19 protein-coding genes and 1 tRNA gene are annotated in these 22,877 nt (G+C 61.4%); 14 read left to right on the forward strand and 6 right to left on the reverse strand.

The features are described 5' to 3' along the window. A partial coding sequence (locus G6N73_RS29145; protein WP_246252672.1) for a DUF3179 domain-containing protein occupies positions 1 to 859 on the reverse strand: 859 nt, incomplete at its 3' end. Positions 860 to 1,133: 274 nt separating this feature from the next. Here G6N73_RS29145 and G6N73_RS29150 point away from each other — a divergent pair. Further along, positions 1,134 to 1,817: a response regulator transcription factor gene (locus G6N73_RS29150; RefSeq protein ID WP_165033470.1), complete on the forward strand. Its 684-nt coding sequence runs from the start codon at positions 1,134 to 1,136 to the stop codon at positions 1,815 to 1,817. A 110-nt stretch (positions 1,818 to 1,927) separates the two neighbouring features. Here G6N73_RS29150 and G6N73_RS29155 read toward each other — a convergent pair whose 3' ends face one another. Next, a complete protein-coding gene (locus G6N73_RS29155; RefSeq protein WP_165033471.1) occupies positions 1,928 to 2,452 on the reverse strand; it encodes a hypothetical protein in 525 nt (174 codons plus the stop codon). A 149-nt stretch (positions 2,453 to 2,601) separates the two neighbouring features. On the opposite strand from G6N73_RS29155, the gene G6N73_RS29160 reads away from it, so the two are divergent. Continuing rightward, positions 2,602 to 4,902: an amylo-alpha-1,6-glucosidase gene (locus tag G6N73_RS29160; RefSeq protein ID WP_165033472.1), complete on the forward strand. Its 2,301-nt coding sequence runs from the start codon at positions 2,602 to 2,604 to the stop codon at positions 4,900 to 4,902. On the opposite strand, the gene G6N73_RS29165 is transcribed toward G6N73_RS29160, so the two are convergent. After that, positions 4,788 to 5,324, reverse strand: a complete 537-nt coding sequence (locus G6N73_RS29165) for a cytochrome P460 family protein (protein ID WP_165033473.1) — start codon at positions 5,322 to 5,324, stop codon at positions 4,788 to 4,790. The genes G6N73_RS29160 and G6N73_RS29165 overlap by 115 nt on opposite strands. Further along, positions 5,279 to 5,596: a cupredoxin domain-containing protein gene (locus G6N73_RS29170; protein WP_165033474.1), complete on the reverse strand. Its 318-nt coding sequence runs from the start codon at positions 5,594 to 5,596 to the stop codon at positions 5,279 to 5,281. The genes G6N73_RS29165 and G6N73_RS29170 overlap by 46 nt, the downstream gene beginning before the upstream one ends. A gap of 515 nt (positions 5,597 to 6,111) precedes the next feature. Between G6N73_RS29170 and G6N73_RS29175 the strand changes: the two genes are divergently transcribed. The 9 genes from G6N73_RS29175 to rpoC all read left to right on the forward strand — a co-directional run bounded on the left by G6N73_RS29175 (position 6,112) and on the right by rpoC (position 18,651). Continuing rightward, positions 6,112 to 6,207: transfer RNA gene (locus tag G6N73_RS29175), tRNA-OTHER, on the forward strand. Between the two features lie 302 nt (positions 6,208 to 6,509). Next, complete coding sequence (gene secE, locus G6N73_RS29180; RefSeq protein ID WP_165033475.1) at positions 6,510 to 6,713, forward strand: preprotein translocase subunit SecE; 204 nt, start codon at positions 6,510 to 6,512, stop codon at positions 6,711 to 6,713. Positions 6,714 to 6,739: 26 nt separating this feature from the next. Continuing rightward, positions 6,740 to 7,267 carry a transcription termination/antitermination protein NusG gene (nusG, locus tag G6N73_RS29185; protein ID WP_165033476.1) on the forward strand — a complete coding sequence of 176 codons (528 nt, stop codon included), beginning with the start codon at positions 6,740 to 6,742 and terminating at the stop codon, positions 7,265 to 7,267. Positions 7,268 to 7,447: 180 nt separating this feature from the next. Next, the gene (rplK, locus tag G6N73_RS29190; RefSeq protein ID WP_165033477.1) at positions 7,448 to 7,876 is read left to right on the forward strand and encodes a 50S ribosomal protein L11; all 429 of its coding nucleotides are present in this window, start codon (positions 7,448 to 7,450) and stop codon (positions 7,874 to 7,876) included. Between the two features lie 4 nt (positions 7,877 to 7,880). Continuing rightward, complete coding sequence (rplA, locus tag G6N73_RS29195) at positions 7,881 to 8,579, forward strand: 50S ribosomal protein L1 (RefSeq protein ID WP_165033478.1); 699 nt, start codon at positions 7,881 to 7,883, stop codon at positions 8,577 to 8,579. Between the two features lie 370 nt (positions 8,580 to 8,949). Continuing rightward, positions 8,950 to 9,468, forward strand: coding sequence for a 50S ribosomal protein L10 (gene rplJ / locus G6N73_RS29200; RefSeq protein WP_165033479.1), 519 nt, complete (start codon positions 8,950 to 8,952; stop codon positions 9,466 to 9,468). Positions 9,469 to 9,519: 51 nt separating this feature from the next. Continuing rightward, positions 9,520 to 9,897 (forward strand): 50S ribosomal protein L7/L12, encoded by a 378-nt coding sequence (rplL, locus tag G6N73_RS29205; RefSeq protein WP_165033480.1) that lies wholly within the window; start codon positions 9,520 to 9,522, stop codon positions 9,895 to 9,897. A gap of 238 nt (positions 9,898 to 10,135) precedes the next feature. Continuing rightward, positions 10,136 to 14,272, forward strand: a complete 4,137-nt coding sequence (gene rpoB, locus G6N73_RS29210; RefSeq protein WP_165033481.1) for a DNA-directed RNA polymerase subunit beta — start codon at positions 10,136 to 10,138, stop codon at positions 14,270 to 14,272. Between the two features lie 182 nt (positions 14,273 to 14,454). Continuing rightward, positions 14,455 to 18,651: a DNA-directed RNA polymerase subunit beta' gene (gene rpoC / locus G6N73_RS29215; protein ID WP_165033482.1), complete on the forward strand. Its 4,197-nt coding sequence runs from the start codon at positions 14,455 to 14,457 to the stop codon at positions 18,649 to 18,651. Positions 18,652 to 18,736: 85 nt separating this feature from the next. On the opposite strand, the gene G6N73_RS29220 is transcribed toward rpoC, so the two are convergent. Together G6N73_RS29220 and G6N73_RS29225 are read right to left on the reverse strand one after the other, a co-directional pair. Then, positions 18,737 to 18,931: a type II toxin-antitoxin system VapB family antitoxin gene (locus G6N73_RS29220; RefSeq protein ID WP_165033483.1), complete on the reverse strand. Its 195-nt coding sequence runs from the start codon at positions 18,929 to 18,931 to the stop codon at positions 18,737 to 18,739. A gap of 102 nt (positions 18,932 to 19,033) precedes the next feature. After that, positions 19,034 to 19,315, reverse strand: a complete 282-nt coding sequence (locus G6N73_RS29225) for a hypothetical protein (protein WP_008837708.1) — start codon at positions 19,313 to 19,315, stop codon at positions 19,034 to 19,036. A gap of 482 nt (positions 19,316 to 19,797) precedes the next feature. On the opposite strand from G6N73_RS29225, the gene rpsL reads away from it, so the two are divergent. From rpsL to fusA, 3 genes are read left to right on the forward strand one after another with little or no spacing between them, the layout of a single operon-like run. Further along, complete coding sequence (rpsL, locus tag G6N73_RS29230) at positions 19,798 to 20,169, forward strand: 30S ribosomal protein S12 (RefSeq protein ID WP_008837709.1); 372 nt, start codon at positions 19,798 to 19,800, stop codon at positions 20,167 to 20,169. 52 nt (positions 20,170 to 20,221) lie between these two features. Then, positions 20,222 to 20,692 carry a 30S ribosomal protein S7 gene (gene rpsG / locus G6N73_RS29235; RefSeq protein ID WP_165033484.1) on the forward strand — a complete coding sequence of 157 codons (471 nt, stop codon included), beginning with the start codon at positions 20,222 to 20,224 and terminating at the stop codon, positions 20,690 to 20,692. A 31-nt stretch (positions 20,693 to 20,723) separates the two neighbouring features. Next, positions 20,724 to 22,814: an elongation factor G gene (fusA, locus tag G6N73_RS29240; RefSeq protein WP_165033485.1), complete on the forward strand. Its 2,091-nt coding sequence runs from the start codon at positions 20,724 to 20,726 to the stop codon at positions 22,812 to 22,814. The last annotated feature ends 63 nt before the right edge of the window (positions 22,815 to 22,877 follow it).

Genomic DNA, 22,877 nt, shown 5'->3' on the forward strand with positions numbered 1-22,877 from the left:
CCCTGCCGTTCTTTGTCACCCGCACAGTTCCGATTTCCCGGCCCTTTGCTATGGTCGAATGGTCGAGCGCGGAGGCCACGCCTGCCTCGAATGCGATCCGGTAGCCGTCCTGTTCAAAGCCGTCGGCCCTGATCTTCTCGAGGCTGACAATGATCGGCTTGCCTTCGGTTCTGACCACAACGACGTGCGCCATCGCGGGGATGTTTTCAGGAAGCTCGCCACCGAAAAGGAAGGGAGCCGTGGCGGTATCATAACTCGTATAGGGATTGCGGCCGTAGTCGCGAAAACCGGGATCGTTCGGAACAAGAACCGGCCCACGGGGATATGCCGCCCGGAAGGCACCGAACGACACGATGCGTGAAGGCAAAAGCTTGAGGTTTTCTCCCGCCAGTTCACCGACGATCGCTTCGCCGGTGAATTGCTGCCACCAGCTTTCGGTTTGGCGGTCATACATGACCAGATCGGAGTGGCGAAGCTTGCCGGTCGTGCCGAATTCCAGAACGCGGCCAGTCACGCGGCGGTCGAACACGATGGCGGCATTGCAGAGCGGACAGTATGTGACCGCAACGGGTGCGCCGCCGACCACGTCATTGGCGATTTCGTGCCAAGTCAGCACCCGTAGGGGATAGGCTCTGACATCATCGCCCAGGCCGAACTGGATGACCGGCTCGCGATCCTCGATATCTTTCACCTCGGAGGCTCCGACGAATTTCGGATCGTCGATCGAGGGAATGCCGTCGCGCGGGGGGCCGCCGGAAACTATCTCGTCAAATTGCACCGAGGACCTGGAAAAATCCGTCTTCCAGCCCTCGCGGATCCAGCCCTCGGGACCGGCTACGGCGATTGCGGAAAAAGTCATCGCAGCAATCAACGCAAGCGTTCTGGTCAACAACAGCATGACGCCTGACCTACGATGCCAGCTTTCGAGTTTTTGCCTCACAAAGACAAGCACTTCGAACGCCTCACGGTCCAATCACCATCGCGTAGGCTCCCCGATGAACTGCTGCGGGCCGCACTGAAATCTCGGTTCGGCGGGAAAACGCTGCGAGCAAAAAATCCGCGGCGAGGGCGTAACGTTTCGGCGATTCTCACGAACTATAGGAAACAGACCAGTACAGAGCCGTGATCAACCGTTGAACAAGCGAACCATCCTTATCGTCGACGATGACGAGGAGCTGTGTTCCGAACTCGTGGAACAGTTCTCCATCTGCGGGGAATTCCAGACCTTGCACGAAAGGACCGCCGGCAAGGGCATCCAGGCCGTGCGGAGAGGCATCGTCGATCTCGTCATCATGGATGTGGGGCTGCCCGACATGGACGGGCGGGAGGCCGTGAAGATCCTGCGTCGGAGCGACTACAAGGCTCCGATCATCATGCTGACTGCACTTGCCAGCGACTCCGATACAGTATTGAGCCTCGAGGCCGGCGCAAACGATTATGTCACGAAGCCTTTCCGCTTTGCGGTGCTTCTTGCCCGCATCCGCGCGCAACTGCGCCAGTTCGAGCATACCGATGATGCGTCTTTCCAGATCGGCTCTTACACTTTCCAGCCGGGCAAGAAGCGTCTGATTGATGACCAAGGCAGCAAGATCCCGCTCACCGAGAAGGAAGCGGCCATCATAAAGCATCTCATCCGCGCCGATCAGAAGACGGTGCTGCGCCGCAGGCTGCTGGAGCAAGTCTGGGGTTACAACGTATCTGTAACCACCCACACGCTCGAAACTCATGTCTATCGGCTACGCCAGAAGATGGAGCAGGATCCTGCAAACGCCAAAATTCTGATCACGGAACACGGCGGCTACAAACTACTGTTATGATTGCGCCGTTTGTAGCGAGGCTTCCCGTGGCAGGCCAATTCGCAGCGCTCTATCGAGGGCTAGGCCGCTCACTGCGGTGAGCGGCAGGCCATTGTCGTGACTTGCCCAAGCTAATCCGCTGGTGCTTCCAGCCCGCTTCTCTGATGCGACTTCCATAGATAGTAGCCGAGGGCCGAACCGAAGAAGAAGGTGTGGCCGATGAACTGCACGAGCGGGCTCGAGTCCAGGAACCAGGGGAATGCGAGCGGTGCAATCACATAGAAGTTGATCAGCCAGAGAGCGAAGCCGAAGACGCTGGCTGCCGCGATGAAGGCGGTTGACCCTCGCAGCACTGTCGCAATCTCCCCGAAGATGACCCCGTAGATGACCGAGAGGATCATATGGACGACCGCGCCGGCGACGCCTGCGATCACGAGAGAGTAGCCGGGATCGAGGGCGTCCGGTCCGAGCAAGATGGCCCCGATCATACGCAGAGGCATGAAGAACGCTTCCGCTCCCATCATGAATGCGCTCGCCATCATCTCGAACGCGGCAAAGACGATGCCTGCGACAATGCCGGCAATGGCGCCCTGCGTAAGTCCCCATTTCATGTCGCGCGGCGTTACTGGAGTGTGAATATATTCACGATAGGCCATGTTGTTCCCGTTTCTTGAGTGCGATCTTTCGACGACGGCCAACGTGGGAGCCAGTTGGCTGTTCCGGGGATTCACGGCGATTTGAAGGGTGTCAGCGGTTCCTCCCAGCCTGGGTGACCTTACATCCTTGGCTTGTGGAGCCAATTTGCATGCCTCCTGCACTGCCCGACTACCATCTCATACGCCTGCGCGCGCGGCCCGAAACGATCTATGTGAGCAAAGGCAGAACCGTCCTCGCGACCGGACGCGACGGCTTTTTCGACGACGGTTCCGATCAAGGCCTGTTCGTGCATCAGGCACGGCTGCTTTCCCGCTACCGTTATCTGATCGATGGCCATCCGCCGCACCCTGTCTCGGTTTCCAACGTGGCTCAGCACTCCTGGCTTGGCTACTACATCTCTCCAGTTCCGAAGGCGGGCGGCCACGACGCGACCATTTCGGATGCAGCCCAGGATTCCATCGAACTGCGCCTGTCGCGCTACGTGGGCGAGGGCCTGCACGAGGATGTCGATCTGACGAATTTCACGCAGGAAAAAGTCCAGTTCATGCTCGAGCTCGACCTGGACGCCGATTTCGCCGACCAGGACGAAACGCACGGCAATCGTAAACAGAACGGGCGGAAAACGCGTAATTGGAGCGAAGGTGATGAAGCCTCGGAACTGACGTTCGATTACCACGCGCACCACCTCTATGATCATCAAAGTGAGAAGGGGACCGCGTCGATCCGCCGGGGCCTCAAGCTCCGCTTCTCGAACGCCACCACGCCGCCCCGATACAGGAACGGACGCGTCATCTTCGACGTCGGCCTTGCGCCTCATGAGCGCTGGCATTGCTGCATCGACATTATTCCAGTGATGGAAGGTCGGGATATTCTTCCGAGCTACCGCTGCCTGTCTTTTTCGCCGCAGGCCAACGATTACGATCGCCGCACGCAAATTTTCCTGGGCGAGGCGACGCGTTTTTCCAGCCCCGAAAGCGGGACACTGGCGAACGTGGTGATCGGAGCGCTCGAACAGGCCAAGCGGGATTTGGACGCTTTGCGCCTATACGATCTCGATTGCTCAGAGCGAGCATGGACGACGGCAGCGGGGCTGCCGGTCTATATCGCGCTGTTCGGCCGCGATACGCTCACAGTCGCCTGGGAGGCAGCGCCGGTTACCACCGATATCATGCGCGGAACCCTGCCGGTGCTCGCCGGATTGCAGGGGAAAGAGATCAACGACTGGCGCGACGAACAGCCGGGCCGTATGCTGCATGAGGCCCATACCGGTCCGCTCGCAGCACTCAATTGTGCGCCGAAGGCTAGGTATTACGGATCGATAACCACCTCCGGTTTTTATCCGTTCGTGGTAGCGCAGCTGTGGCACTGGACAGGCGACAAGGGCCTTGTTCAGCCCTATGTCGATCCGGCGATCGCGGCTCTCAAATGGCTCGACGCGTTCTGTGATCGCGACAAGGATGGCTTCTGCGAATACAAAACGCGCTCGGAACTCGGGCTCGAGAACCAGGCCTGGAAGGACTCGAGCGACGCGATCGTCTATGAAGACGGCTCCCAGGTGCCGAAGCCAATCGCGACCTGCGAGGAGCAGGGTATCGTCTACGCCGCCAAGATGAATCTCGCAGAGGTTTTATGGTGGTTCGATCGTGGCGATGAAGCAAAGTACCTGTACGAGAGCGCGAAGGAACTCAAGAAACGGTTCAACGACGCCTTCTGGATGGAGAGCGAGGGCTTCTTCGCGATGGCGCTCGATCCCGACAGGCGCCAGGTCAGCTCGATCGGGTCCAATGCCTTGCACTGCGTCGCGACCGGCATTGCCGACACGGCGCTGGTCCCACGAACTTTGGAGCGGCTGTTTGCCGAAGACATGTTCACCGGCTGGGGGGTGCGAACTCTCTCGTCACGGCATCCGGCGTTCAATCCCTACTCCTATCACCGCGGTACCGTCTGGCCGGTCGAGCATGGCCCGTTCGCCATCGGCGCCTATCGCTATGGATGCCATGACTATGTCGAGCGGGTGTGCCGTTCGCAGTTCGAAACCGCCGCGCTTTTCGACTTTTTTCGCCTGCCGGAGTGTATTGCCGGGCACCAGCGCGATCAGGATCATCCATTTCCTGCCGTCTACCCGGCCGCCAATTCGCCGCAGGCTTGGTCGGCGAGCACCGTCTATACCCTCCTGCAGGCGATGCTGGGCCTGCAGCCTTTCGCCCCGCTCCGCATGCTGTTCGTCGATCCTCATCTTCCGCCCTGGCTGCCCGAGATCACGATCTCGAACCTGCGTGTCGCAAACGCGGTCGTCACCATCCGATTTTTCCGCAAACCGAATGGAAGCAGCGATTACCGAGTTCTGGAAAAACGCGGCTGGCTGCACGTGCGACTGGTGTGGCAGGAAAAACATCCGTCGAACTTGGCGTCGGGCTTCGGGCTGCCGTCTGGCAGGTACCAGGCGTAGTCCCAGTGGCCGTTGTCGGTGGACCATGCCGTGTTCTTTTCCATCACGAAGATGTTGGAAACGGCTTCGAGCGCGATCAGACGGCCGTCGGGATCGCGAACCAGATTTCCGCCCGCATCCGTCTGCGGGTCGTGATCTTCCATGATCAGGACCGTGCCGTCTGGAAGTTCTGCGCCCGCTTTCGCCGCTGAATGCGCTTCTGGATTCACATACATCTTGCGTACGCGTTTACGACCAAGGTGATCGACATCGAGATAGTTCAGGAATTTTTCCTGGTATTTCTCCGGCAAGGAAACCTCGTCCGGTCCGGCATAGGACGTTCCGTCAGTCCAGGCCAGCAACGATATCGCGATAAGCCCATAAGCAAATCCTCGCATCATTTCACCTCCACAACCGTCAGCATATGAGAGTGGAAAACGCATTCCACCTCGAACAAACCTGCCTTTTGAACGGTCAGAACGGTTTCCTGGCTTGGCTCCTGAGTGCCGAGATCAAGCGCAAATCCCGCAGTCGGCACGAAGACGTTGTGTTTGTCGCTGTCGTCGTTGACGAACCGGATAGTGTCGCCAACTGCGGCGCTTATCCTGGCCGGCTGGTAGGAACTGCCTGCCATCGTGACCGTAATCTCTGCAGCCGATGCGTGGTTTCCAGCAAGGAAAGCAACCGCCAGAGAAACAAAGAAATGTCTGCGCATCGATCCTCCCGATTTGCGAGTTCGGCAATGAGCGGCCTGCAAATGCAAAGCGTGCCTAACTCTCGGTAAGTTGTCAATTGACAACTTACCGAGAGCGATGCGCTTGTGGCAGGCGGTCTAAGGCGCTCGGCGAGGCCAAGCTTGCTGAAATCGACCGCAGATCGCGGAGCTTGCGAGCCCGCGCTACGCGCTCAGCCACCTCGTCCACAACTGCAACGGCGATGAGCGCCCGGATTGCCCGATCATCGACGGCCTCGCCGGAAGCGGCATGGTTCAGTGGGGCGATTCCCTGTCATTGCGGCAGTCCTTGTCATGGCCGGAATCGCCGCCGGGACCGCGATTTCGGAAACTGCCGCGTTCGGTTGCGTCAACCGCGGACTTGGTGATATGAAGAACAGGCATCGTCATATCCTTTCCATTGATTGTCGCCAGTTCGTGTCAGCACGCTGTCGGCGCCGGAGTGCCTAACTAGCGGACAGGCGCGGAACGATCTGCGCAGGATCTGAGGGCGATCAAGGGGTTGGGTAACTTGGGAACAGTTGCGGAAATGCGCGGAATGTAATAACCGCGGTCTCCGCAGGTCACAGGTTCGAGCCCTGTTGCCCCTGCCAGCGGCGGCCTCGCCGCCTGGAAATGAAAGACATAGCCGGTTTCGGGACGATTGGATGGTTCCGGAATTGCGCGTTTGGCAAGTAAGACTGATTTTTTGGCACTTGCGCTGCCGGAGAATCGGTTTTATGTAGGCATAACAGACACGCGACGCGTGGAGCTGGTGATCCGGCTTTACGCGTCCGAAATGTATGGGCGGAACATAAGCGGCGATTCGCTGGGTTCCGGTACCATGCAGCGGCATCTCCCGGCCAACGGGAACATCCAAAGGCCCGGCTTCGCCGGCCTTGAAAGCAGGCGGCACATGGCATCGAAAATCACCAACCCCTTCACCTTCCTGCAGCAGGTAAGGTCGGAGACGGCGAAAGTGACGTGGCCTTCGCGGCGCGAGACGGTGATTTCGACGATCATGGTTCTGGTTTTCGCGGTCATCGCGATGATCTTCTTCTTCGCCGCAGACCAGGTGATGGCGCTCGGGGTCGAACTGATCCTCGGCATCGGCCGCTGATACCGGCGAATACGGAGAATTTGTAGATGACTGCGCGCTGGTACATCGTCCACGCCTATTCGAACTTCGAAAAGAAGGTCGCAGAAGATATCCAGAACAAGGCCAAGCAGAAGGGCCTCAGCAATCTGATCGAGCAGATCATCGTGCCGACCGAGAAGGTCGTGGAAGTGCGCCGCGGCCGCAAGGTCGACGCCGAGCGCAAGTTCTTCCCGGGCTACGTGCTGGTGCGCGCGACGCTTACCGACGATGTGTTCTCGCTGATCAAGAACACGCCGAAAGTGACCGGGTTCCTCGGCGATTCCAAGCCGGTCGCGATCACCGACAAGGAGGCCGAGCGCATCCTGCACCAGGTCCAGGAGGGCGTCGAGCGGCCGAAGCCGTCGGTCACCTTCGAGATCGGCGAGCAGGTCCGCGTCTCGGACGGCCCCTTCGCCTCGTTCAACGGCTTCGTCCAGGAAGTCGACGAGGAGCGGGCGCGGCTCAAGGTGGAAGTTTCGATCTTCGGGCGCGCCGTGCCTGTCGATCTCGAATTCGGACAGGTCGAAAAGGGCTGATCCGATTTGCCGGTTTGCCTTCAGGCATCCCGGCAGGCGGCGGGCAATGAGCTTCGCTGCCGAAGCGGTGGGAGGAAGACGCGGGCTTTAGCCGGCCGCGGCGACCGGACCACCAGACTGCAACCGCCGGACTTCCTTCTTTGAAAAGAGGGGCCGGCATGACAACAAGGCAGGAAAGAGATGGCTAAGAAAGTTGCGGGCCAGCTCAAGCTCCAGGTTTCCGCGGGTTCGGCGACGCCGTCGCCCCCGATCGGCCCGGCGCTTGGTCAGCGTGGCATCAACATCATGGAATTCTGCAAGGCGTTCAACGCGCAGACGCAGGAAATGGAAAAGGGCTCGCCCGTTCCGGTCGTGATCACCTATTACCAGGACAAGTCGTTCACCTTCGTCATGAAGACGCCGCCGGTGAGCTACTTCCTGAAGAAGGCCGCCAATCTGAAGTCGGGCTCTAAGGAGCCGGGCAAGGTGCGCGCCGGCACGGTGTCGCGCGACAAGGTGCGCGAGATCGCGACCGCCAAGATGAAGGATCTGAACGCGAACGACGTGGACGCGGCAATGCGCATGGTCGAGGGCTCCGCCCGCTCCATGGGCCTGGAAGTGGTGGGCTGAGATCATGGCAAAGATTGCAAAGCGCGTAGCCAAGTCCCGCGAAGGCATCGACCCGAACAAGGCCTACGCCTTGTCCGAGGCGATCAAGCTGCTCAAGGACCGCTCGACGGTCAAGTTCGACGAGACCGTCGAAGTGGCGATGAACCTCGGCGTCGACCCGCGCCATGCCGACCAGATGGTCCGCGGCGTGGTCAATCTGCCGAACGGCACCGGCCGCACCGTGCGCGTGGCGGTTTTCGCCCGCAACGAGAAGGCCGATGAAGCCCGCGCGGCGGGCGCCGATATCGTCGGCGCGGAGGATCTGGTGGAGATCGTGCAGAAGGGCGAGATCAATTTCGACCGCTGCATCGCGACCCCGGACATGATGCCGCTGGTCGGCCGTCTCGGCAAGGTGCTCGGTCCCCGCGGCATGATGCCGAACCCGAAGGTCGGCACCGTGACGGCGGACATCGCCGGAGCCGTGAAGGCCTCCAAGGGCGGCGCCGTCGAGTTCCGCGTCGAAAAGGCCGGCATCGTACATGGCGGCGTCGGCAAGGTGTCGTTCGACGTCAAGGCGCTGGAGGAAAACATCCGCGCCTTCACCGATGCGGTCAACAAGGCAAAGCCGACGGGCGCCAAGGGCGTTTACCTCAAGAAGGTGTCGGTCACCTCGACCATGGGCCCCGGCCTGAAGGTCGATCTGTCGACGATCAGCGCGGCCTGACGAGATTGATCGGGATCATGCCGTAACGGCCTGATCCCAAGAAGAATTCCGGGGCCTCCAGAGATGGAGGGCCTGGATCCCGGAAGCGTAAATGCTTCCGGACATCCTGTCCGAGATTGCAGGCGGCTCAGCCTTAATCACTTCGAGCCTGCATGAGACGGGTGAAGACCTGACAATGGAGCGAATGCTCCGCTGAAAGGTTCGAACCGTGTTTGCCTTTTGTCTGCGCATCAGCGTGCTGGTGTGGCGAAAGGGGGCAGGATCCTCGAGCGCCGTTCGGGTGATCTGGAAGTTCTGGATAGCCCGCCCGGCAAAAGGCAACCCGACCGATGTTTCCGGGAATGGAACAAAGGTCAACTGGAGATAGGCAGTGGACAGAGCGGAAAAACGCGAACTCGTCACGGGCCTGAATGAAGCGTTCTCGAACGCAGGTTCAGTCGTCGTGGCCCACTATGCCGGTATCACCGTTGCGCAAATGAACGACCTCCGGTCGAAAATGCGCGCTGCGGGCGGCACCGTCAAAGTCGCGAAGAACCGTCTCGCCAGAATCGCTCTTCAGGGCACGGAATCCGAAGGGATACAGGATCTGTTCATCGGACAGACGCTGGTCGCCTTTTCGGACGATCCGATTGCAGCGCCGAAGGTCGCGTCCGATTTCGCCAAGGGCAATGACAAGCTTGTCATTCTCGGCGGGTCGATGGGCTCGACCACGCTCAACGCCGACGGTGTGAAGGCTTTGGCCACGCTCCCGTCGCTCGACGAGCTTCGCGCGCGTCTGGTTGGCATGATCGCCACCCCGGCAACCAGGATCGCCCAGGTCGTCAACGCGCCGGCAGCCCAGCTTGCCCGCGTGTTCGGCGCCTACGCCCGGAAGGACGAGGCGGCATGAGGCCGTTCCTCGCTATCAACAATCGTTCGAACCTTATGAAGGAATGCAACAATGACTGATCTCGCAAAGATCGTAGACGACCTTTCGAAGCTGACCGTCCTCGAGGCGGCCGAACTTTCGAAGCTGCTGGAAGAGAAGTGGGGCGTTTCGGCCGCCGCTCCGGTTGCCGTTGCCGCTGCTGGCGGCGCTGCCGCCGCTGCCGCGCCGGTCGAAGAGAAGACCGAATTCGACGTCGTTCTCGCCGAAGCCGGCGCCCAGAAGATCAACGTGATCAAGGAAGTGCGCGCGATCACCGGTCTCGGCCTGAAGGAAGCCAAGGATCTGGTGGAAGCAGCTCCGAAGCCGGTCAAGGAAGGCGTCAACAAGGCGGACGCCGACAAAATCAAGGCCCAGCTGGAAGCAGCCGGCGCCAAGGTCGAGCTGAAGTAAGTACGGTTTCGGCGGGCGGCGAAAAGCCGTCCGCCGGTTCCCCGGGCGACCGGGGCAGTGTGGAAAACCTCTTTCCTGAGGGCCGGCGGCGGCCTTCTGGAAACGGGTTTTCAGCCGTTTTAGCCGGGCGCATTGGCTGAAGACGGCGAAAGTGACAGTGACCGCGTTTCCCGGCGGTCGAGAAATGCAAGGCGAGCCCTAGCTAGGCGCGCCCCAAGAGAGGCAGCAAGGAGCGACGATGGCCCAGACCCAGACTTTCAATGGCCGCAGACGCGTACGCAAATTCTTCGGAAACATCCCGGAAGTTGCGGAGATGCCGAACCTGATCGAGGTTCAGAAGGCATCCTATGACCAGTTCCTGATGGTGGACGAGCCCAAGGGCGGCCGTCCGGACGAGGGACTGCAGGCCGTTTTCAAGTCGGTCTTCCCGATTTCCGATTTTTCCGGCTCTTCGATGCTGGAATTCGTGAAGTACGAATTCGAGGGACCGAAATTCGACGTTGACGAATGCCGTCAGCGCGACCTGACCTATGCCGCGCCGCTGAAGGTGACGCTGCGCCTGATCGTGTTCGATATCGACGAGGATACCGGCGCGAAGTCCATCAAGGACATCAAGGAGCAGGACGTCTACATGGGCGACATGCCGCTCATGACGCTCAACGGCACGTTCATCATCAACGGCACCGAGCGCGTTATCGTTTCGCAGATGCACCGCTCGCCGGGCGTCTTCTTCGACCACGACAAGGGCAAGTCGCACTCGTCGGGCAAGCTTCTGTTTGCCGCGCGCGTCATCCCCTATCGTGGCTCGTGGCTCGACATCGAGTTCGATTCCAAGGACGTCGTGCACGCACGCATCGACCGTCGCCGCAAGATTCCGGTGACCTCGCTGCTGATGGCGCTCGGCATGGATGCCGAGGAGATCCTTTCGACCTTCTACAACAAGATCGAATACCGGCGCTCGGGCGACCATTGGCGCATTCCGTTCTCCGTCGACCGTTTCCGCGGCCTCAAGGCCGTGAACGTCCTGGTCGACGCCGATACGGGCGAAATCGTTGTCGAGCAGGGCAAGAAGATCACCGCCCGCCAGGCAAAGCAGCTTGCCGATAAGGGCCTGAAGGCGATCAAGGCGACCGAGGACGACCTCTACGGCAGCTATCTGGCCGAGGACATCGTCAACTTCCAGACCGGCGAGATCTATCTCGAAGCCGGCGACGAGATCGACGAGAAGACTCTGAAGGTTCTGCTTTCGACGGGCGCGGAGGAATTCCAGGTCCTCGACATCGACCACATCAACATCGGCGGCTACATCCGCAACACGCTCGCCGTCGACAAGAACGAGAGCCGTCAGGACGCGCTGTTCGACATCTACCGCGTTATGCGTCCGGGCGAGCCGCCCACGATCGACACCGCCGAGGCGATGTTCAATTCGCTGTTCTTCGATGCCGACCGCTACGACCTTTCGGCCGTCGGACGCGTCAAGATGAACATGCGCCTTGATCTCAAGGCCGAGGACACCGTGCGCGTGCTGCGCAAGGAGGACATCCTGGCCGTGGTCAAGACGCTGGTCGAACTGCGCGACGGCAAGGGCGAGATCGACGACATCGACAATCTCGGCAACCGCCGGGTGCGCTCTGTCGGCGAGCTCATGGAAAACCAGTACCGCGTCGGGCTGCTCCGCATGGAGCGCGCGATCAAGGAGCGCATGTCGTCGATCGAGATCGACACCGTGATGCCGCAGGACCTGATCAACGCCAAGCCGGCCGCTGCCGCCGTGCGCGAGTTCTTCGGTTCCTCGCAGCTCTCGCAGTTCATGGACCAGACCAACCCGCTGTCGGAGATCACCCACAAGCGCCGCCTTTCGGCGCTTGGACCCGGCGGTCTGACCCGCGAGCGCGCCGGCTTCGAGGTGCGCGACGTGCACCCGACGCATTACGGCCGTATCTGCCCGATCGAGACGCCGGAAGGTCCGAACATCGGTCTTATCAACAGCTTGGCGACGTTTGCTCGCGTCAACAAGTACGGCTTCATCGAGACGCCGTATCGCAAGATCGTCGACGGCAAGGTGACGATGGACGTCAGCTACCTGTCGGCCATGGAAGAGTCCAAGCACTATGTCGCGCAGGCCAACGCCCAGCTCGACAAGGACGGCCGCTTCGTCGACGAATTCGTCATCTGCCGGCATGCCGGCGAGGTGATGATGGCGCCGCGCGAAAACGTCGACCTCATGGACGTGTCGCCGAAGCAGCTCGTCTCGGTTGCCGCGGCGCTGATCCCGTTCCTGGAGAACGACGACGCCAACCGCGCTCTGATGGGCTCGAACATGCAGCGTCAGGCCGTGCCGCTGGTGCGCGCCGAAGCGCCGTTTGTCGGCACCGGCATGGAGCCGATCGTCGCCCGTGACTCGGGCGCCGCCATCGGCGCACGCCGCGGCGGCATCGTCGACCAGGTCGACGCGACGCGTATCGTCATCCGCGCGACGGAAGATCTCGATCCGGGCAAGTCCGGCGTCGACATCTACCGGCTGATGAAGTTCCAGCGTTCGAACCAGAACACCTGCATCAACCAGCGTCCGCTGGTGCGCATGGGCGATCGCGTCAACAAGGGCGACATCATCGCTGACGGTCCGTCGACCGATCTCGGCGATCTGGCGCTCGGCCGCAACGTGCTCGTCGCGTTCATGCCCTGGAACGGCTACAACTACGAGGATTCGATCCTTCTTTCCGAGAAGATCGTGTCGGACGACGTCTTCACCTCGATCCACATCGAGGAGTTCGAGGTCATGGCCCGCGACACCAAGCTTGGGCCTGAGGAAATCACGCGCGACATTCCGAACGTCTCGGAAGAAGCGCTGAAGAACCTCGACGAAGCCGGCATCGTCTATATCGGCGCGGAAGTGCTGCCGGGCGACATCCTGGTCGGCAAGATCACGCCGAAGGGCGAAAGCCCGATGACGCCGGAGGAAAAGCTCCTGCGCGCCATCTTCGGCGAGAAGGCCTCGGACGTCCGCGACACCTCCATGCGCATGCCGCCCGGAACCTACGGCACGGTCGTCGAAGTGCGCGTCTTCAACCGCCACGGCGTGGAGAAGGACGAGCGCGCCATGGCGATCGAGCGCGAGGAGATCGAGCGTCTCGCGAAGGACCGTGATGACGAGCAGGCGATCCTCGACCGCAACGTCTATTCGCGCCTTTCCGACATGCTTGACGGCAAGGAAGCGATCGCCGGGCCGAAGGGCTTCAAGAAGGGCTCCAAGCTCTCCAGGGAGACGCTCAGCGAGTACCCGCGTTCGCAGTGGTGGCAGTTCGCCATCGAGGACGAGAAGCTGCAGAGCGAGCTCGAGGCACTGCGCGGCCAGTACGACGATTCCAAGAAGGCGCTCGAGCAGCGCTTCATGGATAAGGTCGAGAAGGTGCAGCGCGGCGACGAGATGCCGCCCGGCGTCATGAAGATGGTCAAGGTCTTCGTGGCCGTGAAGCGCAAGATGCAGCCCGGCGACAAGATGGCCGGCCGTCACGGCAACAAGGGCGTCGTTTCGCGGATCGTTCCGGTCGAGGACATGCCGTTCCTCGAGGACGGCACGCATGCGGACATCGTGCTCAACCCGTTGGGTGTGCCGTCGCGCATGAATGTCGGCCAGATCCTGGAGACGCATCTGGGCTGGGCCTGCGCCGGAATGGGCAGGAAGATCGGAGAGATGATCGAAGCCTACAAGGCGGATGGCGACATCAAGCCGCTAAGGGCCGAGATCGAGAACCTGATCCCGGAGAACGACCGCAACGAGCCGGTGCGCAACTTCGACGACGAGTCGATCGTTCGCCTCGGCGAGCAGATGAAGCGCGGCGTTTCGATCGCCACGCCGGTGTTCGACGGCGCGCACGAGGTCCACATCAACGAGATGTTGGAACGGGCGGGTCTTCACACCAGCGGCCAGTCGCAGCTCTATGACGGGCGCACGGGCGAACCGTTCGATCGCAAGGTGACGATGGGCTACATATATATGCTCAAGCTTCACCACCTCGTGGACGACAAGATCCACGCGCGTTCGATCGGGCCATACTCGCTCGTTACCCAGCAGCCGCTCGGTGGCAAGGCGCAGTTCGGCGGCCAGCGCTTCGGCGAGATGGAGGTCTGGGCGCTCGAAGCCTACGGCGCCGCCTACACGCTGCAGGAGATGCTGACCGTGAAGTCGGACGACGTGGCGGGCCGCACCAAGGTCTACGAAGCGATCGTCCGCGGCGACGACAGCTTCGAAGCGGGTATTCCGGAGAGCTTCAACGTTCTCGTCAAGGAAATGCGCTCGCTCGGCCTCAACGTCGAACTGGAAAACACCAGGATCGACGAGCTGCCGGCGCGTCTGCCCGACGCTGCGGAGTAAGAAAAAAGGCGTGCCGCGGAGGTTCACTCCGCGGCTACGTCGCCTAGATACCCGGTCGCCCGGCGACCGACTGCACGGATCCGGCTGCGCCAGCGAAGCGGCAGCGCCAGAACGGATCGCCAAGGGGTGAAATCGCCCACAATTGTTCGAAAGGGGCCACTCGGTCCCACAAGGAGAACGGCATGAACCAAGAGGTCATGAATCTCTTCAACAGCAACGTCCCGGCGCAGGTGTTCGATTCCATCCGGATTTCGCTCGCCAGCCCGGAAAAGATTTTGTCCTGGTCGTTCGGTGAGATCAAGAAGCCCGAGACGATCAACTACCGTACGTTCAAGCCCGAGCGCGACGGCCTGTTCTGCGCGCGCATCTTTGGCCCGATCAAGGACTATGAGTGCCTGTGCGGCAAGTACAAGCGCATGAAGTACAAGGGCGTCATCTGCGAGAAGTGCGGCGTCGAGGTCACGCTGTCGCGGGTTCGCCGCGAGCGCATGGGCCATATCGAGCTCGCCGCTCCAGTCGCCCACATCTGGTTCCTGAAGTCGCTGCCTTCGCGTATAGGCACGCTGCTCGACATGACCCTCAAGGACATTGAGCGGGTTCTCTATTTCGAGAACTACATCGTGACCGAGCCGGGCCTGACGGCGCTGAAGGAGCATCAGCTTCTCAGCGAAGAAGAATACATGATGGCCGTCGACGAATATGGCGAGGACCAGTTCACCGCCATGATCGGCGCGGAAGCCATCCATGACCTGCTGGCCGGCATGGACCTGGAGAAGATCGCGGGCGACCTGCGCTCCGAGCTTGCCTCGACCACGTCGGAACTGAAGCAGAAGAAGTATCTGAAGCGGCTGAAGGTCGTCGAGAACTTCATGGAATCCGGCAATCGTCCGGAATGGATGATCATGAAGGTTGTCCCCGTGATCCCGCCGGACCTGCGCCCGCTCGTCCCGCTGGACGGCGGCCGCTTCGCGACGTCTGACCTGAACGATCTCTACCGCCGCGTCATCAACCGCAACAACCGCCTGAAGCGGCTGATCGAGCTGCGCGCGCCGGGCATCATCATCCGCAACGAAAAGCGCATGCTGCAGGAGGCTGTCGACGCTCTGTTCGACAATGGCCGCCGCGGCCGCGTCATCACGGGCGCCAACAAGCGTCCGCTGAAGTCGCTGTCGGATATGCTGAAGGGCAAGCAGGGCCGGTTCCGCCAGAACCTGCTCGGCAAGCGCGTCGACTATTCGGGCCGTTCGGTTATCGTGACCGGTCCGGAGCTCAAGCTGCACCAGTGCGGCCTGCCGAAGAAGATGGCGCTCGAACTGTTCAAGCCGTTCATCTACGCCCGCCTCGACGCCAAGGGTTACTCCTCGACCGTCAAGCAGGCCAAGAAGCTGGTCGAGAAGGAAAAGCCGGAAGTTTGGGATATCCTCGACGAGGTCATCCGCGAGCATCCGGTTCTGCTCAACCGCGCGCCGACGCTGCACCGCCTCGGCATCCAGGCGTTCGAGCCGATCCTGATTGAAGGCAAGGCGATCCAGCTTCACCCGCTGGTCTGCACGGCCTTCAACGCCGACTTCGACGGCGACCAGATGGCCGTTCACGTGCCGCTGTCGCTCGAAGCTCAGCTTGAAGCCCGCGTGCTGATGATGTCGACCAACAACATCCTGCATCCGGCTTCCGGCGCGCCGATCATCGTGCCGTCGCAGGACATGGTGCTTGGGCTCTACTATCTGTCGATCGTCAACCAGAACGAGCCGGGCGAGGGCATGGTGTTTGCCGATATGGGCGAACTCCAGCACGCGCTCGAGACCAAGGCGGTGACGCTGCATGCCAAGATCAAGGGCCGCTTCCGCACCGTGGACTCAGAAGGCAACGTCGTGTCGAAAATCCACGATACGACGCCCGGCCGCATGATCATCGCCGAGCTTCTGCCGAAGAACGTCAATGTGCCGTTCGAGACCGCCAACCAGGAGATGACCAAGAAGAACATCTCCAAGATGATCGACACCGTCTATCGTCACTGCGGTCAGAAGGAGACGGTCATTTTCTGCGACCGCATCATGGCGCTCGGCTTCAGCCACGCCTGCAAGGCCGGCATTTCGTTCGGCAAGGACGACATGCTGATCCCCGAGGACAAGGCGGAACTGATCGCGCAGACCGACACGCTCGCGAAGGAATACGAGCAGCAGTACAATGACGGCCTGATCACCCAGGGCGAAAAGTACAACAAGGTGGTCGACGCCTGGGCGAAGTGCTCGGAAAAGGTCGCCGACAAGATGATGGCCCGCATCAAGGCGGTCGAGTTCGAGGAAAACGGCCGCCAGAAGCCGATGAACTCGATCTACATGATGAGCCACTCCGGCGCCCGCGGGTCTCCGACCCAGATGCGCCAGCTCGCCGGCATGCGCGGCCTGATGGCCAAGCCGTCGGGTGAGATCATCGAGACGCCGATCATCTCGAACTTCAAGGAAGGCCTGACCGTTCTTGAATACTTCAACTCGACCCACGGCGCCCGCAAGGGCCTCGCGGACACCGCGCTGAAGACCGCGAACTCCGGCTACCTGACGCGCCGTCTCGTCGACGTCGCGCAGGATTGCATCGTCAACTCGATCGACTGCGGCACCGAAAAGGGCCTGACCATGCAGCCGATCGTCGATGCCGGCCAGGTGGTCGCGTCACTCGGCCAGCGCATCCTCGGCCGCACCGCGCTCGACGACATCAATCACCCGGTGACGGGCGACCTGATCGTCAAGGCGGGCACGCTGATGGATGAGCGCGACATCGAGCAGATCGAAAAGGCCGGCATTCAGTCGGTGCGCATCCGTTCGGCGCTGACCTGCGAAGTCAGGACCGGCGTCTGCGCGGTCTGCTACGGTCGCGACCTGGCGCGCGGCACGCCCGTCAACCAGGGCGAGGCGGTCGGCGTCATCGCGGCGCAGTCGATCGGCGAGCCGGGCACGCAGCTCACCATGCGCACCTTCCATATGGGCGGCACGGCGCAGGTCGTCGACAGCTCGTTCCTGGAAGCCTCGTATGAGGGCACGGTCGAGATCCGCAACCGCAACGTGGTTCGCAACTCAGACGGCCAGCAGATGGTCATGGGCCGCAACATGGCGGTCCTGATCCTCGACGAGGCCGGTAAGGAGCGCGCCACGCACCGCGTCACTTACGGTTCGCGCATCTTCGTGGACGATAGCGACAAGGTGAAGCGCGGCCAGCGCATCGCCGAGTGGGACCCGTACACCCGTCCGATCCTCACCGAAATCGAGGGCAGGGTGGTGTTCGAGGACCTGGTCGACGGCATTTCCGTCCAGGAAACCGCCGACGAGTCGACCGGCATCACCAAGCGTGAGGTCATCGACTGGCGCTCGACGCCGCGCGGCTCGGACCTCAAGCCGGCGCTCACCATCCACGACGCCAGGGGCAAGGTCGGCAAGCTCGCCAAGGGCGGCGATGCCCGCTTCCTGCTCTCGGTCGAGGCGATCCTGTCGGTGGAACCCGGCGCGATGGTGCGCCCGGGCGACGTGATTGCGCGTATCCCGATGGAAAGCGCGAAGACCAAGGACATCACCGGCGGTCTGCCGCGTGTGGCCGAGCTCTTCGAGGCACGCCGTCCGAAGGATCACGCCATCATTGCCGAGATCGACGGCACGATCCGGTTCGGCCGCGACTACAAGAACAAGCGCCGCATCATCATCGAGCCGCATGACTCGACGCTCGAGCCGGTGGAGTATCTCATCCCGAAGGGCAAGCCGTTCCATCTCCAGGACGGCGACGCCATCGAGAAGGGCGACTACATCCTCGACGGCAATCCGGCGCCGCACGACATCCTGGCGATCAAGGGCGTGGAGGCTCTGGCTTCCTACCTCGTCAACGAGATCCAGGAGGTCTACCGGTTGCAGGGCGTGTTGATCAACGACAAGCACATCGAGGTGATCGTTCGCCAGATGCTGCAGAAGGTTGAGATCACCGCACAGGGCGACTCGACCTACATTCCGGGCGACCACGTCGACGTGATCGAACTGGAAGAGGTCAACGATCGCCTGGTCGAGGAGGGCAAGAAGCCCGCCGAAGGCCAGCCGGTGCTCTTGGGCATCACCAAGGCCTCGCTGCAGACGCCGTCCTTCATCTCGGCCGCCTCCTTCCAGGAGACGACGAGGGTGCTGACGGAAGCCGCGGTCGCCGGCAAGACCGACATGCTGCAGGGCTTGAAGGAAAACGTCATCGTCGGCCGCCTCATCCCGGCGGGCACGGGCGGTCAGATGAGCCAGATCCGGCGCATCGCGACTTCTCGCGACGAACTGATCATCGACGAGCGGCGCAAGTCGTCGGGCGCCGAGACAGCCGAGGCGATGCTGGCCGACATGACCAACGCCGCGGAATAATCGCGGCGTTCATCAAGGACGAAAAAAGCCGCCGGGGCGACCCGGCGGCTTTTTATTTGAAGGAGCATTGAGCAACCGATCAGGTTCAAGAGCCGCTTCGTCTGCGCGGTGGAAGCTTCAGGTCCGGATCACTTCCGCCAAGCCGCGCAAGCTGTCGTGCGGCTTCTCTTTGAACGAGCGCTTCGAGACCCATGCGGATCAAAGTGGCTCTTTTTTCTACGCCGGTAAGCTCCCGGGCGTCGTTGAGCAATTCATCGTCCACAGTAACCGTGATGCGCACCGATGCCTCCAAGTGTTCGCATCGAACGTAGCATCATTCGACGCTAAATCCATATTCGGCGACCAGCCGACAGTGATCCAAAACGCGCAGGCACCGAATCCTTCAAACACTCTCCTTGAACGTTACGATCGACACCTCGCCTTCCAGCGCACCCTGCCAGGCCGAGAGATGCGGCTCCTCGTCGGGTTCGCCCTGCATGTCGCCGATCTGGTCGAGCTCCGCCTCGGCGTAGCCCTCCTTGGCGAGCGCTTCGAGCGCCGTCCGCACGGCGGAATCGTCGTCCGGCGCGACCAGCATCACATGCACGCCCTCGGACTTGCCGCCCTTTCTGCGCCACACCCGCCCGGTGATGATGGTGACCGGCCTTTCTTCATTGTCGTTCATGTTGTGATTCCCGATTCTCTTGTTCCGCAGGCCGCAAGCATCTATCTGACGTCTTGAAGCGGGTTTTTGCATGAAGCCCCGCCGACCGACAGACAAAACCGCGTCACTTTCTGTTTCGCAACTGCGAAATGACGAAAGATAATGTCGCGGCTGCCGGCGGCGTCGGCAAACTCCCGGTTTCGTTAAGATAATCTCCGATGCGGGGTTGACGGTGCGGGGTGTTGCGAGTATTACCCGCCGCGTCTGAACCGATGTGAGGTTTGGCTTTCCAGGGCGTCGCGCCCCGGAGTTTGCCTCAAACAAGGTTCGTTTTACGAGCGAAAATACATTTCCGGCGTGCATGAAGCGGCTTCCGCTTCCTCTGCTTTTTGTTCGGGCAGGACCGCGATTAGCGGTTTGGGGCCCGAATTTGCGTATGGAAACAACGCTTGAAGCCGCCCGTGAATGGGCTCGAGACACGGAATTAGAGACAAGAGGGTTTAATGCCTACCGTCAACCAGCTGATCCGCAAGCCGCGCATAGCGCCGGTGAAGCGCAATAAGGTTCCGGCCATGCAGGCCAATCCGCAGAAGCGGGGCGTCTGCACGCGCGTCTACACGACGACGCCGAAGAAGCCGAACTCCGCGCTCCGCAAGGTCGCGAAAATCCGCCTGACCAACGGCTTCGAGGTGATCGGCTACATCCCGGGCGAAGGCCACAACCTTCAGGAGCACTCCGTGGTGATGATCCGCGGCGGCCGCGTGAAGGATCTTCCGGGTGTGCGCTATCACATCATCCGCGGCGTGCTCGACACGCAGGGCGTGAAGAACCGTAAGCAGCGCCGTTCGAAGTATGGCGCCAAGCGTCCGAAGTAAGGTTTCAGGCTCAGGCTTCGCCGCCGAGCTTTGCAGTTGAGAGACGAGAACCATGTCCCGACGTCACAGTGCAGAAAAGCGTGAGATCAACCCGGACCCGAAGTTCGGCGATCTGATCGTCACCAAGTTCATGAACGCCGTCATGTATCACGGCAAGAAGTCGGTCGCCGAGACCATCGTCTATAGCGCGCTCGACCAGGTTCAGGCCAAGACCAAGCAAGAGCCGGTAACGGTGTTCCATCAGGCGCTCGACAATGTCGCGCCGCATGTGGAAGTGCGTTCGCGCCGCGTCGGCGGCGCCACCTACCAGGTTCCGGTCGACGTGCGCCCTGAGCGCCGCCAGGCCCTCGCCATTCGCTGGCTGATCACGGCTGCGCGCAACCGCAACGAAACCACCATGGTCGAGCGTCTTTCGGGCGGGCTCATGGATGCTGCGAACAATCGCGGCACCGCCGTCAAGAAACGTGAAGACACCCACAAGATGGCGGAAGCCAACCGCGCTTTCGCGCACTATCGCTGGTAAGCGCGCGGAAAGAGACTGAGAGGCATCCACCATGGCACGCGAATACAAGATCGAAGACTATCGCAACTTCGGCATCATGGCGCATATCGACGCCGGCAAGACCACGACCACGGAGCGCGTGCTCTATTACACCGGCAAGTCGCACAAGATCGGCGAAGTGCATGACGGCGCTGCAACCATGGACTGGATGGAGCAGGAGCAGGAACGCGGCATCACCATCACTTCGGCCGCGACCACGACTTTCTGGAAGGGCCGTGACGGCAAGCTGCGCCGCTTCAACATCATCGATACGCCGGGCCACGTCGACTTCACCATCGAGGTGGAGCGCTCGCTGCGCGTTCTCGACGGCGCGATCGCGCTGCTCGATGCGAATGCCGGCGTAGAGCCGCAGACGGAGACTGTCTGGCGCCAGGCCGACAAGTACCGCGTCCCGCGCATGATCTTCTGCAACAAGATGGACAAGATCGGCGCCGACTTCTACCGCTCGGTCGAGATGATCGGCTCGCGCCTCGGCGCGCAGGCCGTCGTCATGCAACTGCCGATCGGCGCCGAGACCGAGTTCAAGGGCGTCGTCGACCTCGTCGAGATGAATGCGCTGGTCTGGCGCGACGAGTCGCTGGGCGCTGCCTGGGATGTCGTCGAGATCCCGGCCGACCTCAAGGCGCGCGCCGAAGAGTTCCGCGAGAAGATGATCGAAGCCGCCGTCGAAATGGACGAGACGGCGCTCGAGAACTACCTCGAAGGCAAAATGCCCTCGAACGACGAGATCCGCGCGCTGATCCGCAAGGGCACCATCGCGGTGAAGTTCTTCCCGATGTTCTGCGGCTCGGCCTTCAAGAACAAGGGCGTGCAGCCGCTGCTCGACGCCGTCGTTGAATACTTGCCTTCGCCGCTCGACGTGCCGGCGATCAAGGGCGTCAACGCCAAGACGGAAGAAGAGATCGAGCGCCATGCCGACGACAGCGAACCGCTGTCCATGCTGGCCTTCAAGATCATGAACGACCCGTTCGTCGGCTCGCTGACCTTCGCCCGCATCTATTCGGGCAAGCTCACCAAGGGCGCCTCGGTCGACAATACGGTCAAGGGCAAGAAAGAGCGCATCGGCCGCATGCTGCAGATGCATGCGAACTCCCGCGCCGACATTGACGAAGCTTACGCCGGCGACATCGTGGCGCTGGCCGGCCTCAAGGATACGACAACCGGCGACACGCTGTGTGATCCGGCCCATCCGGTGATCCTCGAGCGCATGGAATTCCCCGATCCGGTCATCCAGATCGCCATCGAACCCAAGACCAAGAACGACCAGGAAAAGATGGGCCTCGCGCTTCATCGCCTGGCTGCCGAGGATCCGTCCTTCCGCGTCAAGACCGACGAGGAATCCGGCCAGACCATCATCTCCGGCATGGGCGAACTGCATCTCGACATCATCGTCGACCGCATGCGCCGCGAGTTCAAGGTCGAGGCCAATGTCGGCGCGCCGCAGGTGGCCTATCGCGAGACGATCACCCGCTCGCACGAGCAGGACTACACCCACAAGAAGCAGACCGGCGGTACGGGCCAGTTCGCCCGCGTCAAGCTCCTTTTCGAGCCGGATCCGGAAAGCACCGAGTTCCAGTTCGAATCGAAGATCGTCGGCGGCGCTGTGCCGAAGGAATACATCCCCGGCGTCGAGAAGGGCATCAACAGCGTCATGTCGTCGGGGCCGTTCGCCGGCTTCCCGATGATCGGCGTGAAGGCCACTCTCATCGACGGCGCCTTCCACGATGTCGACTCGTCGGTTCTGGCGTTCGAAATCGCCGGCCGCGCCTGCTTCCGCGAAGCCGCGCCCAAGCTCGGCGTGCAGCTGCTTGAACCGATCATGAAGGTCGAAGTGGTGACGCCGGAAGATTATGTCGGCAACGTCATCGGCGATTTGAACTCCCGTCGCGGCCAGATCCAGGGTCAGGAGACCCGCGGTGTCGCCGTCGTCGTCAACGCGATGGTGCCGCTGGCCAACATGTTCAAGTACGTCGACAATCTGCGCTCGATGTCGCAGGGCCGCGCCCAGTACACGATGCAGTTCGATCACTATGAGCCGGTGCCGACCGCGGTGGCTCAGGAAGTCCAGAAGAAATACGCGTAGTTCCAAGGAACTGCGTCAGTCGCTTAATCAGTTGCCTTAACCGGCTAGGAATGGAGACCTCAC

The organism is Allomesorhizobium camelthorni, assembly GCF_011045125.1.
GTDB classification, from domain to species: Bacteria; Pseudomonadota; Alphaproteobacteria; order Rhizobiales; family Rhizobiaceae; genus Allomesorhizobium; species Allomesorhizobium camelthorni.